We start from the raw sequence: 13,077 nt of genomic DNA, 5'->3' as shown, positions 1-13,077 counted from the left end.
TGAACTGAAACATTCGTTTCAGTGGGGGCTACGATAGCAGGGTGAGCAGTGAAGACGGCAACCCGTCGGCGCGCAAGACGGAACTCCTCGAGGCTGCCTACGAGTACGTGCTTCGCCACGGCTTAGGGGAGATGTCGTTGCGACCGCTCGCCGCAGCGATCGGGTCGAGCCCGCGCGTGCTGCTGTATCTGTTCGGCAGCAAGGAGGGGCTGATCCGGATGCTGCTGGCTCGTGCTCGCTCCGAGGAGCTGGAGTTCCTGGATCGGGTGCGCCGCGCCGAAGCGGGCGGGTCGGGCGAGCTCGTGCGCCTCGCCGAGCAGACGTGGGCATGGCTCGCCGCGGACGAGCACAGGGCGCTCCTGAAGCTCTGGGCAGAGGCCTATGCGCGTTCCCTCGTCCAGCCCGACGGGCCCTGGGCGGGCTTTGCCCGCGCCACGGTCGACGATTGGCTCGACGTGTTCGCGAACGTCGGGGATGCGGCGAGCGACATCGACTCGGCCGCGAGGAGCCGCGCTACGGCGGTGCTTGCGGTGCTCCGCGGGGCGCTGCTGGACCTTCTCGCGACCGATGATGTCGAACGCGTCACCACGGCGGTCCGCTCGCAGCTCACCGCGTTGGCGGATCGTTCACGATAGAGGGGCAGCGCGGGAGCCACTGCGAGGCCAGGATCATCAGCGGGCGGTCGGTTCGCTTCAAGGGGGACGATCGCGCGACGTGCGGACTGGTCGGGCGTCAGCGGCGAGGTTCGTCGACGCTGTTCTTCACGGACTCGATCAGCTCGTAGGCGATCGTTGCCGCCGCCTCTGGCCGATGGTTCTGGATCGCGTCGAGCAGCCGGTGGTGCGCACGGCCGACCTGGGGATCTTCGGGCAGGGCCGAGGTGTCGCGGATGGATTCGTCCAGTGCCTCGCCGACGGCGGCATGCAGTCGGATGAGCAACGGGTTGCCGCTGGCGTGCACCACGGCGCGGTGGAACTGCGCGTCGGCGTGCGCGTACTCGGCCAGATCGCCCGCGTCATGAGCCCGATCGCGTGCGTCGAGCGCGTTCGAGACTGCTGCGATCGCCTCCGGGGTCGCGTGCCGCGCCGCGAGGCGTGCAGTGGCCGCCTCCAGGCCTGCTCGCGCGTCGAGCACGTGCATGAGCGTGGAGGACAGGTCGTCGCGGACCAGGACCCCGGTGATCTCGTCGGTTGCACGTGGCGATGCGCGGGAGATGGGCGGGGACACGGCATCGACGCGGGAGGGTGCGTCACGGTGGTGGGTGCCCGTGCTGGTCGCGCTGATCTTCCTGGTCCCGCTCAACCTCCGACCGGCACTGACCTCGGTCGGGCCGTTGCTGCCGCAGATCGGTGAGGACCTTCGTGTGAACGAGGGCATGCAGGGGCTGCTGGGGGCGTTGCCGTTGCTGGCGTTTGCGCTCGTCTCCCCGCTGGTGCAGCATCCCGCGAGGCGGTTCGGCATGGAACGCTGCCTGCTGGCCGCGCTGGTCGTCCTCGCGGCTGGGGTGCTGATCCGCTCCTACACCGGAAGCGTCGGACTCTGGGCCGGCACGATGATCGTGGGGTGCGCGATCGCCGTCGGCAACGTCCTCGTCCCCACGATCGTCAAACGCGACTGCGCCGGCCATGTCTCCCTCGCCACCGGTGTGTACTCCGCGTGCATCACCATCGCGGCCTCGGTCGCATCCGCCGTCGCCGTGCCGCTGGCGAACAGCGCCGGGTGGCGGGGATCCTTGGCGTTCTGGGCGATCCCCGCGCTCGTCGTCGCCGTGCTCTGGATTCCGCGTGCATGAGCAGGTGGACCGAAGCAGACGACCAGCACGACCATCGGCCACCCGATCGCGAGCGTGTGGAGGCAGCGGACGGCGTGGCTGGTGACCGCGTTCATGGGTCTGCAGTCCACCACGTTCTACGTGATGGTCACCTGGCTCCCCACGATCGAGACCTCCACCGGCATCTCACCCGAGCAGGCAGGCGTCCACCTGTTCCTCTACCAGATCGTCGGCGTCGCCGCAGGCCTCGCCATCCCACGCCTGATGCGCCGCCCGGGGAGCCAGACCGCGGCCACCGTCACCGCGAGCGTCCCGATGGTCATCGGCGTCACCGGCCTCCTGCTCGCTCCCGCGCTCGGCGCGGTCTGGGCCGTGATCGCCGGCCTCGGGACCGGAGCCTCTCTCGTCGTCGCGCTCTCGCTGATCAGCCTCCGCGGACGCAGCCACCACGAGACCACACAGCTGTCCGGCATGGCGCAGTCCCTCGGCTACCTCCTCGCCGCCATCGGTCTGATCGTCACCGGGTACCTTGCCGAGCACACCGGCACCTGGCGCGGGTCCCTGGCCCTGATCGGCGCGCTCGCGCTCGTCCAGGTCATCGTGGCCGTCTCTGCTGGCCGCGATCGAAGGCATCAGCGCGAGCGGTGAAGGCCGCTGCTGTGCTGAGCGGGTCAGCTATGCAGTCGTGATGGTGCGATGCCGAAGACTCGTGTGAAGGCGTAGGAGAACGCCGCCGGCGTCGCGTACCCGAGTCGGGCGGCCACTTCGGTGACGCTTTGGTGTCGCAGCAACGGGACCGCCGCGAGGAGCCGAGCGCGCGACCGCCAGGCGGCCGGACTCATCCCGGCAGCGTCGCGGAACCGGCGCGTGAAGGTCCGCTCGCTCATCCCCGCCTCACGGGACCATTCCGCATTGCCGACCGCGAGATCCGGATCCGAGAGATATCGGCGGCACAAGGCGGCAAACGGCATCCCGCGCGGGATCGGGATGCGCAGCGGCACCTCGGCGAGCCGGGACGCTTCGTGCAGAAGCAGCGTCAGCAACGCCTCGTCCCGGCCGCCCAGGCCATCGCGGACATCGACGTGGGACGCGGCCAGCAGCAGCTCCCGCACGAGCGAGCCGACCTCGACCACCCGGCACTCGGGCGGCCACCACGGGACGCTCGCGGGATCGACGTAGAGGCTGTTCGTCTCCACATCGAGCATCCGCACCTGATGCCGCGTGCCCGGCGGAATCAGCACCGCCCGTTCTCCCGGAACGGTCCACGCCCCGTGGCCGGTCTCGACGAGCATCGTCCCCGTCGCTGCATAGAGGAACTGCGCTCGCCGATGCTCATGCCACCCCAGCAGATGATCGGGCGGGTAGGCCGTGGCGATCGGCAGCACCGGCACGGGCAGCGCATCGACCTCTGCAAGCGTCACGTTCCGCACCCGACCAGCCTATTGGCCGGAACTCGATCATCTATGCCGCGTGCTCGAATGCATGCTTGGCAAGCACGCGCTGAGATGGGTTCAGTGACCGTCCTCGTCCTCGTCCTCATTGGTGTCCTCACCGGCCTGACCACCGTCTTGTTCGGTTTCGGCGGCGGGTTCGTCACCGTCCCCGTCATCGTCTGGGTTGACGCCTCGCTCGGCCCCATGGCGGGCACCGTCGCGGTGGCGACATCCGCGGTCGTCATGGTCGCGAACGCCGCCGTCGCCACCGCCGCGACACCCCGGCCGATCCTCGCCCGTCTCGGAGACCGCCGGACGCTCCTCGTCCTGCTCGCGATCGGCGGGTTCCTCGGCTCTGTGGCCGCGTTGGTCGTGCCGGCGGGGGTGAGCTCCTGGGGCTTCGCGATCTACGTCGCGATCACGATCATCGACACGCTCGCCCGTCCTGGTTTCCTCCGCCCGGCCACCACTGTCCGTGACCCTGCGCGGAGAGCGATCCCGACCGGACTGGGCGCACCCATCGGCGCGGTCGCATCGTTCCTCGGCGTCGGCGGCAGCGTCATGACCGTCCCGCTCCTGCGCCGCGCCGGCCTGCCGATGGGGCACGCCGCAACTCTCGCGAATCCGCTGACCCTCGCCATCAGCATTCCCGCCGCGGCCGTGTTCCTCCTCGCACGGCACACGACGAACCTGCAGGGTGCGGTGTTCGCCGTCGGGATCGTCGACATCGGAGCCGCCGCGTTCCTCTTCCTCGGAGCGATCCCGGTCATCGTGGTCCTGCGCCGCCGACCGCCGCGCATCCCCGACCGGGTGCACGCCTCTGCCTACATCGGGCTTCTGTGTCTCGTCCTGGTGGCGATGATCATGCCACTGCTCTGAGAACGCGGCGGCCCATCACGCGCACAATAAACCCGGCGGCATGGGACGGAAGCGGTCGGGCGATCCTCGAGAGCCTCCAAGAGGGCGCCGATGTCGGGTCCTGCAATGCCGCATGCAGCGGCGTGCCCGGCCGCGTGGAAGCGGCTGAAGGCCGCCGAAGCCTCCTGGCGAGGGCGCCCAGATCCGATCAGCGAGTCGACAAGCTGATTAGCTTGCCCCTGGACATCACGCACATCAGCATCACGAGAGTCGTTCCGAGCTGGAGGAACCGCACATGGCTCACATTCGCTCATTCACGGGCGCAGACACCGACGCCGTCGTTGCGCTGTGGAAGGAGGCCGGGCTCACCAGACCCTGGAACGACCCCGTCAAGGACATCCGGCGCAAGACGACGACGCAACCGGAGATGTTCCTCGTCGCCGAAGACGGCGCAGATCAGGTGGTCGGTACCGCCATGATCGGGTACGACGGTCATCGGGGATGGATCCACTATCTCGCCGTCGCCGGCTCGCATCGGGGGACGGGACTGGGCAAGGAGCTGGTCCGCCGGGCGGAGTCGATGCTCGCCGCGCTCGGCTGTCCCAAGGTCCAGCTTCAGGTGCGTCCCGACAACACCGGCGTCATCGCGTTCTACGAGAGCCTCGGGTACTCGGCATACGAAGCAGTCAACATGGGTAAGCGCCTGGAAGACGACGAGAAGGCCGCATCGTGACGCGTCATTTCCTCCGCGACGACAGCATCACCCCGCCGAGCAGGCGGTGATCTTCGACAAGTCCTCCACCCGCACGCCTTCGTGAAGCCGGGCGCCATGTCGGCCACTTGAGGCTCCTCAGCACACGCACAGTGCTCAAGAACGCGGCCGGCACGGTGCATCTGCCGGACCGGCAGGCTATGCGCGATCTGTACACGCGTCTGCGTCAACTCGATGACGGGCTCGTCCCGCTCGAACAGGCCGGCCTCATGGATCTAGCGTGCTGCTGGAGCTGACGGTATCCGCGCCGCGGTCCTGTGAGAGCGAAGCTCACGGAGCGTAGAATCAAGGCGTGTCGCCCGCTTGCAGGCGAGGAGCCGACGGCCCTTCGTCGCGAGTGGCACGCTGAGGGCACGAACCGTGGATGAGGTTGCGCAAGCCGCCCTGGTTCCGAGCCTTCTCGCCAGCACAGACAAGGGCTGGCCGTCCCGAGGCTCTCACCGTCCGGCGATAACTGGGACTTCTGATCGCTCGCGTCGTGCAGAGGACGTCGCGCCTCAGGACCGCCGCCCGCTGGGGGCTCGCCGCCCTGCTCGGCACGGCGGGCGCCGGTCATCTCAGCTGGGGCAGGCGGGGATTCCGCATCACCGTTCCGGACTGGGCGGTGCGTGTGCTGCGCCTGGACAAGGACGGGATCGTCATCGCATCCGGAGTCGTCGAGCTGATGCTCGCCGCTGCGCTGCTCATGCTCCCCGGAGAACGCCGGCGCGTGGGCGGGGTCGTCGCCCTGTTCTTCGTCGCGGTGCTTCCCGGCAACGTGCACCAGTGGCGAACCGGGCGCTCGGCTCCGCTGCTGGACACCGACCGTCGTCGATTCGTGCGCCTGCTGCTGCAGCCGGTGCTCGTCGTCTGGGCGCTGTGGAGCACGACATCCCGGGGCGTCGGCCGCCGCCAGGTCTGACGTCAGCCGCGGCTGAACGCTGCTGCGGCACCGCTGCGCCGCACCTCGTCCTCGACGAAGCGGGGACGGCAGGCGTACCAGCCGGCCACCACTCCGGGGACCGCAGTCGCCGCGAGGGCGAGGAGCGGCACCGACCAGGATCCGGTCGCCTCGCGGAGAAGTCCGAGCCCGATGGGTGCGAGGCACGCCAGCCCGTAGCCGATGCCCTGCACGAAGCCGGACACCGCTGCGGCGGTCTGCGGAGTCCTCGTCCGGCGGTTGATGAGGGTCATGCAGAGCGGGAAAGTGCTGACGCCGATCCCCAGCGCGCAGATCCAGGCCACGGTGCCGCCCAGTGGAGACAGCAGCAGTCCGAGATAGCCGCACACCAGGAAGAGCGCACAGCCGACGACGACGATGAACGGGTTCGTCAGGCGCGTCGCCAGCTGCGGCACCGTGAAGGCGGCAGCGACGCCCCACACCGAGTAGAGCGCCACCATCGTCCCGCCCAGTGCCGCATCGGCGCCGGCGTCGGTGAGCACGGACGGCACCCAGGTGATGATGCCGTAGTTCGACATCGACATCGCCCCGAACAGCACGACCAGGCCCCAGACGGTGGCGGATCTGCCGACGCGGACTCGGTCGGCGTGCGCCGGCACGGCGGAGGGGGCGTGGTGATCAGCGGGAAGCTTCGACATCAGGACGAACCAGACCGCGCCGGCCACCGCGGCAGGCGCCGCCCACATTCCCACGGAGCTGCGCCAGCCGGCGGCCTGGGCGATCGGGATCGCCAAGAGCGGTGAGATGAACTGGCCGGCCTGCATGAGGATCAGGTAGAGCGACGTCCACAGCGCGATCCGCTGCGGGAACCACGCCTTCACGAGAGGGACGATCACGACATTCGTGGCACCGATGCCCGCCAGGGCGAGCACGGTTGAGATCACCAGGGAGAGCGGGCCCGGGGAGAGTGCGCGGAGCAGCAGGGCGACGGCTGTCAGCGACAGTGCGACCGCCGCCGTCCGCTCGAGCCCGAACCGCCGCGTCACGTGCGGGGCGAGGAAGCCGAACGCTGCGAAGGATGCCGCGGGTACGGTGCCGAGCACGCCTGCCAGCGTCAGGCCGTATCCGAGGTCGTCGCCGATGACCTCGAGCAGGGGTGTGAAGCCGGTCACCGCTGTGCGAAGGTTGACGGCAGTCACGGCTATGGCCGCTCCAGCCCAGAGCGCCTGCCGGCGGTAGGGGGAGGCGGTCGGCGGGAAGGCGATGCTCACGCGGGTCTCCATCGAAGTCGAGTGATAGGATCATGGGATGAATCTTGATGAGTCTGGCACATCTGCGCCGATGCGTCGAGCCGGCCTCGTCGATCAAGCGGCAGAGCGCTTTCGCGAAGCGATCGTGTCCGGGCGATGGCCCGTCGGCGAGCGGATCCCCACCGAACCGGCTCTCGTGTCGGAGTTCGGGGTGGGACGCAACACGATTCGAGAGGCGGTGCAGTCGCTGGTGCATGCCGGACTGCTGCGGCGCGAGCAGGGGAGAGGCACGTTCGTGATCTCCTCCTCCGAGCTGAGCACGTCATTGGAGCGTCAGCTCGCGGGAGGCAGCCGCGAGCACTACCTCGAGCTGAGACTCGTCCTCGACAGCGCGGCAGCATCCCTTGCCGCACGCAACCGCACCGAGAGCGATGCGCGGCTGCTGCGCGAGCTGTGCGCGCAGCGTCAGGCGAGCTGGGAGGCCGACGAACCGGACGAGCGGGCGAGGGCGGACCTCGCGCTCCACAGCGCGATCGTCGCGGCGACGCACAACCCTCTCTTCGCCGAGCTGTACGCGAGCATGCTCGCGGTGTTCGCGGTGCACATGCGCGACGAGCGGAGCGAGGACGAGGATGCCGCTCACCGCAACCACCGCGAGCTCGTCGAGGCCGTCGTGGGCGGCGACGCCGAACGCGCGGCGGCGGCGGTGACGTCGATCTTCGATCCCTTCATGCGCTGACCGAGTGAGGGCACGGCGTGCGATCGCGCCGGCCGGCGGCCGTCACATGCGGAGGGTGATCTTGCCGTGGACCCGCCTGCTCGCCTGCAGTGCGACAGCCTCGCGAACGTCGCTCAACTCGAAGATGCGCGCGATCGGTACGGTCAGCTCGCCGGCGACGATCGCGTCGGTGATCCGCTCGAGGGCGCCCTTGTCGGCGTCGAATGCACCTGTGGTGCGTACCCCGGCGGGCGCGTCGCCGCCGGCGGCGACGGTCGAGATCCTCGACGGGGCGACGCCGAGGGCGAGCGCGACCTCAGCCGCCTCGGTGCCGAACAGGTCGGCGGCCGCGGTGATCCCTCCCGGTGCGCGCAGGCGGATCCGCTCCGCGAGCCCGGGGCCGTAGGCGACGGGCTCGACGCCCAGCTCCTCGAGGAACCCGAAGGTGCCTGTCGAGGCTGTGCCGATGACCCGGGCGCCCGCGAGTCTCGCGAGCTGCCCCGCGAAGATGCCCACGCCACCTGCGGCTCCGCCGATCAGCACCGTGTCGCCGGCACCGACGCCCGCCGCGTCCAGCGCGGCCGAGGCGGTCATGCCGGCGACGGCGAGCGTGCTGGCTGTCGCATCATCGATCTCCTGCGGCGTGCGGCGCAGGACGTCGGCGCCTGCCGGGTCGATGATGATGTGGTCCGCCGCAGCCCGGCCGATCGCCGAACCGTAGACGCGGTCGCCCACAGCGAAACCGGCACTGTCGTCGCCGATCTCATCGATGACGCCCGCGAAATCGGTCGCGAAGCGCGCCGGAAGGGATATCCCGAACATCGCGGCGGTCTCCGGCGACGACGAGAACATCCAGTCCATGGGGTTCAGCCCCACGAACGTGGTGCGCACGCGCACTTCGCCCGTTCCGGCGTGCGGCTCGACGACCTGCTGGATGTCAAGGACTTCGGTGGCGGAAGCAGCGATCGAGCTGTTCGCCGAGCACGGCTACGCCGAGACGAGCGTGACCGACATCGCTCAGCGCGCGGGTCTCGCGAAGAGCACGTTCTTCCGGCACTTCGCCAGCAAGCGGGAGGTGCTGTTCGGTGAGGACCTGATGTCGGAGGTGCTCACCGGGGCGATCGCCGGCGCGCCCGCGGGGATGCGACCATTCGACGTCGTCGCTCGGGTGGTCGACGATCTCGATGACCGGGTGTTCACGCCGGACTATCGCAGCGTCGCGGTGCGCCGCCGCGCCGTCATCGAGGCGCACTCCGATCTGCGCGAACGCGAAGCGCTCAAGTCGGCCCACCTCGTCGAGGACGTCGCTCAGGCGTTCGCGCGTCGCAGCGATCTCCGCTCCGATGCGCGACTCGCCGCCCGGCTGTGCGTCTTCATCATCTCCGAAACATACGAGGGGTGGGCCGTGGACGCGGGCGCCGATGGCGAAGCCTTCGCGGTGATCGGGCAGCGTGTGCTCGACAGTGTGCGCAAGGGAGTCCGCGCCCTCTAGACGAGGCGTATCGCGACTCGGGCGCCGCCTGGCGCAACGTATACGTCCTGCCGCATGCGACCCTGCGTACGCTGGGGACAGCGATCGGCATCCGCCCTTGGCTTCCACGGCTCAAGGGCTTCGACCGTCAGGACACACCATCTCCCTCACCCGGCTCGAGACGACCACGACGACCCGCGCAGGCACCCAGGGTGCGATCCGCCAGACGTACTCCGGCAACGCCGATTTCCCGCCGATGACCCGCGCCTACAAGGACGTGATGCACGTCGTCCGCGAGACCGGGCTGCTGCGCCGCACCCCGGTGTTCTACTCGCTGGTGGGTGCAGCGCTCCTCGTCGCCCTGGGCGGATGCGTGACCGGCTTCATCCTGCTGGGGCACAGCTGGTTCCAGCTGCTGATCGCCGCGGCCCTCGGCATCCTCTTCACCCAGGTCGCCTTCCTCGCCCACGAGGCCGCCCACCGTCAGGTCCTCGCCGACGGCCCGTCCAACTTCCGCCTCGCCCGGATTCTCGCGGGCGTGGTCGGGATGAGCTACTCGTGGTGGGACTCGAAGCACACCAAGCACCATGGAAACCCCAACATGGTCGGCAAGGATCCCGACATCGAGGTCGACACCATCTCATTCCTGGAGAAGGACGCCGCACGCTCGCGCGGGCTCGTCCGCTGGATCACCCGGCGGCAGGGGTGGCTGTTCTTCCCGCTGCTGACGCTGGAAGGGCTGAACCTGCACCGGCTGAGCCTGACCCACCTGCTCACGCAGAAGAACGTGAAGGGGCGCTGGACCGAGCTGGGCCTGATCACCGCGCGCTTCGCCCTGATCCTGACACCGCTGTTCCTGATCCTCCCGCTGGGGATGGCGTTCGCGTTCTTCGGCGTGATGGTGGCCGTGTTCGGCGTGTACATGGGCGCGTCGTTCGCCCCGAATCACAAGGGGATGCCGATCATCGCTCCCGACGCCCGCCTGGACTTCTTCTCGAAGCAGGTGCGCACGTCGCGCAACGTGACCGGTGGCTGGTGGGCGACCGTGCTGCTCGGCGGTCTGAACTACCAGGTGGAGCACCATCTGTTCCCGAGCATGTCGCGCCTGAACCTCTCCCGCGCCCGCGAGATCGTCCGGGACTACTGCGCTGCCAACGATGTGCCGTACACCGAGACGACGCTACTGCGCTCCTACGGCATCGTGATCCGTCATCTCAATCGCGTGGGCCTCGCCGCCCGCGATCCCTTCGACTGCCCGGCCGCAGCGCAGTTCGGTCGCCGCTGATCCCGCGCGACGCCGCCGCGCTTGCAGATCGCGTCGGCATCGTCAAGGCGGGTGACCGCGGCTCCGGCCGCTCCTAGATTCAGGAGTCGTGCGGTACCCGAGCCGCAGGATTCAGGAGTGATCGATGCCCGTCGTCGGCGACCAGGACCCCGCTGAGCAGACCCAGTCGCTGCTGGACAGCCGTTACCGGCTGGGAGCATGCGTGGGGAGAGGCGCGACCTCAGCGGTGTACCGCGCGGAGGATCTGATCCTGGGCAGGCCGGTGGCGATCAAACTGCTGACGCAGTCGGACGAGGCGCCGGTCTCACTGCAGCGCGTGCGCACCGAGACCGCCGTGCTGGCGAACCTCACGCATCCGTCACTGGTGACGCTCTACGACGCGCAGCTCGAACCTGGGCAGCCGCAGTACCTCGCGATGGAGTACGTCGAGGGTCTGTCGCTCGCCTCCCGGCTGCGCGGAGGTGCGCTGCCGGATGCTGAGGCGGCGTCGCTGCTTCATGACGTCGCCGACGGCCTGCGCGTCGTGCACGGAGCGGGCGTCATCCACCGTGACGTCAAGCCGTCGAACATCCTGATCGCCCAGCCGGACGAGCCCGGCGAGCACCCGGTCGCGAAGCTCACCGACTTCGGCATCGCGTTCCGCGTGGATGACGCCCGGCGCACCTCTCCCGGCGTGGCCGTCGGCACGGCGGCGTACATGGCGCCGGAGCAGGTGCGCGGTGCGGAGCTCACGACGGCCGTGGACATCTACGCGCTGGGTCTGGTCCTGATCGAGGCGCTGAGCGGGGAGCCGGCGTTCCCGGTGACGGGAGGAGTGCACACGGCGCTGCGGCGGCTGACCGAGCGGCCGGAGATCCCGGACTCGTTCGACGACGAGTGGAGGGCGCTGCTGGAGCGCATGACCCGGACGGAGCCGGAGGAGCGGCCGACCGCCCGGGAGGTGGCGGCGGAGGCGGCGACGCTCGAGACCAGCGCATCGGAGGACGGCGGCGGCCGGGCATCCTCCCCCCGTTCGGACGACCCTGCACCGGCCGGCCGCTCCCGCGAAGCGGCCGGCACCGCGGAGCGGACGAAGGAGTACCCGGTCGCGACCGGGACGACGGTCGCGCCGGCGAATCGGAACCGGCTGCGTTCGACGGCTGCCGCGGGACTCGCCGCGGTGGCCGTGACGCTCCTCGTGCTGGCCGGGCTCTGGCAGGCGCCGACGGCGACGCCCGAACCGGCCCACCCGGTCACCAGGATGCTGGACACCCCGACTCCCACGGCGCCCGCCGCGGCGCCCGGCGTGCAACCCGCACCCGAGGCCGAGACCGCAGCGGGCACCCGGCAGGCGGCAGGGCAGGCGAAGACCGGCGGTTCGGCGCCCACGAACCCGAACAAGGGGCCGGCCGGCGACACGGGCGGCAACGGCGGTTCGGGCAAGAAGCCGAACCCGAACAAGGGGCCGGCCGGCGACACGGGCGGCAACGGCGGTTCGGGCAAGAAGCCGAACCCGAACAAGGGGCCGGGCAACGACTCCGGGAAGGGACACGGCCCCCGCGGCGGGTGATCGCCCGCCGCGCAGCCGAAGGGCCGCACGTGCCATCTCGGAGGCAGCCGCGCCGCAGCGGGCTCAGCCGCTGATGACGGTGTAGTGGATCGTCTGCAGCACGATCCGCCCGTCTCGCACCACGAAGCTGTCAGCCCCGTCCAGGACCCGCCTCCCATCCGCTTCGGCCGTCCACTCCAGGAAGCCGTAATCGCCGTCGATGAGTGTCTCGCGGTAGACGAAGACCGCCGTTCCGAGCAGTCGATCCAGTTCCGCAGCGCAGGCCTTCACGCCGTCGTGCCCCCGATAGATGCCCGATCCGGTGAGCATGACGATGTCGGCATCGTAGTTGTGCAGATCGGCTTCCGCGCCCGCGCTCAGACGTGCGCCCAGGTGATCGTGAATGGTCTCCGTCGTCGTGCGCATGACATCCTGTGCGCTCAGCCGGCCGCGTATCCGGCTCGCTTGAGGAGCCGTGCCAGGTGGGCGGCGTTCCCCGCCGCGGTCGACGTGGCCTGCGCGACCTTCTCCGGCGTCTGCGGCAGATCCTTGTAGTCGGTGGACTGCATCGCCTCGCCGTTCCAGTAGATCGACCCCTGCGCAGGGATCGTGAATCCCACGTCGTTCAGCGCCTGGAACAGGACCGCCGAGATGTGGTGCGCGCCGTCCTCGTTGCCCACCACCACGGCCAGCGCCACCTTGTCGAAGAGGATCGGCCGCCCCTGGTCGTCGGTCTCGGACAGCTCGGCATCCAGCCTCTCGAGCACGCCCTGCGCGACGCTCGAGTGCTGCCCCAGCCAGGTCGGCGTGGCGAAGACGACGATGTCGGCCGCGAGCACGCGGTCGCGCAGCTGCGGCCACTCGTCGCCGTCGCCCATGTCGGTCTGCACGCCGGGGAGGATGCGATGGTCGACGGCGCGGATGCGGTCGGCCGTCACGCTGTGCTCGGCCAGCGCGGTCAGCACCTGCTCGCCGAGCACGTGGGTGCTCGATCCGGCCGGAGACGGCTTGAGGGTGCAGTTGATCAGGAGTGCGCTCAGCTGTTCGTCCATGCTCGTACCGTACGCACGTCGGCGCCGGCAGCAGAGGGGGTTCCGGATGCCAGGGCGAT

The 13,077-nt window shown here is 69.8% G+C and carries 14 protein-coding genes and 1 pseudogene; 9 read left to right on the top strand and 6 right to left on the bottom strand.

Features of this window, described 5'->3' with window-relative positions; all coding sequences use genetic code 11:
- The first annotated feature begins 41 nt into the window (after positions 1-41).
- Positions 42-635 (top strand): TetR/AcrR family transcriptional regulator, encoded by a 594-nt coding sequence (locus tag Q9R19_RS14155; RefSeq protein WP_311257038.1) that lies wholly within the window; start codon positions 42-44, stop codon positions 633-635.
- A 97-nt stretch (positions 636-732) separates the two neighbouring features.
- Here the strand turns inward: Q9R19_RS14155 and Q9R19_RS14150 are convergent, their stop codons facing one another.
- Positions 733-1,227: an FCD domain-containing protein gene (locus Q9R19_RS14150; RefSeq protein ID WP_311257037.1), complete on the bottom strand. Its 495-nt coding sequence runs from the start codon at positions 1,225-1,227 to the stop codon at positions 733-735.
- On the opposite strand from Q9R19_RS14150, the pseudogene Q9R19_RS14490 reads away from it, so the two are divergent.
- A pseudogene (locus Q9R19_RS14490) lies at positions 1,139-2,419 on the top strand (CynX/NimT family MFS transporter). The gene Q9R19_RS14150 and the pseudogene Q9R19_RS14490 sit on opposite strands and share 89 nt — an antisense overlap.
- 23 nt (positions 2,420-2,442) lie before the next feature.
- Here Q9R19_RS14490 and Q9R19_RS14135 read toward each other — a convergent pair.
- Positions 2,443-3,201 (bottom strand): helix-turn-helix transcriptional regulator, encoded by a 759-nt coding sequence (locus Q9R19_RS14135; RefSeq protein ID WP_311257034.1) that lies wholly within the window; start codon positions 3,199-3,201, stop codon positions 2,443-2,445.
- A gap of 84 nt (positions 3,202-3,285) precedes the next feature.
- Between Q9R19_RS14135 and Q9R19_RS14130 the strand changes: the two genes are divergently transcribed.
- The 3 genes from Q9R19_RS14130 to Q9R19_RS14120 all read left to right on the top strand — a co-directional run bounded on the left by Q9R19_RS14130 (position 3,286) and on the right by Q9R19_RS14120 (position 5,735).
- On the top strand, positions 3,286-4,083 hold the full coding sequence (locus Q9R19_RS14130; protein ID WP_311257033.1) for a sulfite exporter TauE/SafE family protein: 798 nt from the start codon (positions 3,286-3,288) through the stop codon (positions 4,081-4,083).
- 274 nt (positions 4,084-4,357) lie between these two features.
- A complete protein-coding gene (locus Q9R19_RS14125) occupies positions 4,358-4,795 on the top strand; it encodes a GNAT family acetyltransferase (RefSeq protein ID WP_311257032.1) in 438 nt (145 codons plus the stop codon).
- 517 nt (positions 4,796-5,312) lie between these two features.
- The gene (locus tag Q9R19_RS14120; protein ID WP_311257031.1) at positions 5,313-5,735 is read left to right on the top strand and encodes a hypothetical protein; all 423 of its coding nucleotides are present in this window, start codon (positions 5,313-5,315) and stop codon (positions 5,733-5,735) included.
- Between the two features lie 2 nt (positions 5,736-5,737).
- Here Q9R19_RS14120 and Q9R19_RS14115 read toward each other — a convergent pair whose 3' ends face one another.
- The gene (locus Q9R19_RS14115; protein WP_311257030.1) at positions 5,738-6,985 is read right to left on the bottom strand and encodes an MFS transporter; all 1,248 of its coding nucleotides are present in this window, start codon (positions 6,983-6,985) and stop codon (positions 5,738-5,740) included.
- Positions 6,986-7,022: 37 nt separating this feature from the next.
- Here Q9R19_RS14115 and Q9R19_RS14110 point away from each other — a divergent pair, with 37 nt between their 5' ends.
- Positions 7,023-7,703 (top strand): FCD domain-containing protein, encoded by a 681-nt coding sequence (locus Q9R19_RS14110; RefSeq protein WP_311257029.1) that lies wholly within the window; start codon positions 7,023-7,025, stop codon positions 7,701-7,703.
- Between the two features lie 42 nt (positions 7,704-7,745).
- Here the strand turns inward: Q9R19_RS14110 and Q9R19_RS14105 are convergent, their stop codons facing one another.
- Positions 7,746-8,618, bottom strand: a complete 873-nt coding sequence (locus tag Q9R19_RS14105) for an NADP-dependent oxidoreductase (protein ID WP_396653497.1) — start codon at positions 8,616-8,618, stop codon at positions 7,746-7,748.
- Positions 8,619-8,631: 13 nt separating this feature from the next.
- On the opposite strand from Q9R19_RS14105, the gene Q9R19_RS14100 reads away from it, so the two are divergent.
- From Q9R19_RS14100 to Q9R19_RS14090, 3 genes are all read left to right on the top strand, one after another.
- Positions 8,632-9,174 carry a helix-turn-helix domain-containing protein gene (locus tag Q9R19_RS14100; protein ID WP_311257027.1) on the top strand — a complete coding sequence of 181 codons (543 nt, stop codon included), beginning with the start codon at positions 8,632-8,634 and terminating at the stop codon, positions 9,172-9,174.
- A gap of 196 nt (positions 9,175-9,370) precedes the next feature.
- Positions 9,371-10,438 (top strand): acyl-CoA desaturase, encoded by a 1,068-nt coding sequence (locus Q9R19_RS14095; protein ID WP_311257068.1) that lies wholly within the window; start codon positions 9,371-9,373, stop codon positions 10,436-10,438.
- A 124-nt stretch (positions 10,439-10,562) separates the two neighbouring features.
- Entirely contained in the window at positions 10,563-11,987 is a 1,425-nt protein-coding gene (locus tag Q9R19_RS14090; RefSeq protein WP_311257026.1) for a serine/threonine-protein kinase, read from the top strand.
- A gap of 63 nt (positions 11,988-12,050) precedes the next feature.
- Here Q9R19_RS14090 and Q9R19_RS14085 read toward each other — a convergent pair whose 3' ends face one another.
- Positions 12,051-12,392, bottom strand: coding sequence for a nuclear transport factor 2 family protein (locus tag Q9R19_RS14085; RefSeq protein WP_311257025.1), 342 nt, complete (start codon positions 12,390-12,392; stop codon positions 12,051-12,053).
- 14 nt (positions 12,393-12,406) lie between these two features.
- Complete coding sequence (locus Q9R19_RS14080; protein ID WP_311257024.1) at positions 12,407-13,018, bottom strand: NAD(P)H-dependent oxidoreductase; 612 nt, start codon at positions 13,016-13,018, stop codon at positions 12,407-12,409.
- Positions 13,019-13,077: the final 59 nt, after the last annotated feature.

Source organism: Microbacterium sp. ARD32 (assembly GCF_031844385.1).
GTDB lineage: Bacteria > Actinomycetota > Actinomycetes > Actinomycetales > Microbacteriaceae > Microbacterium.
Note: the sequence above shows the minus strand (reverse complement) of the source record. Positions and strands in the feature narration are given on the sequence as shown.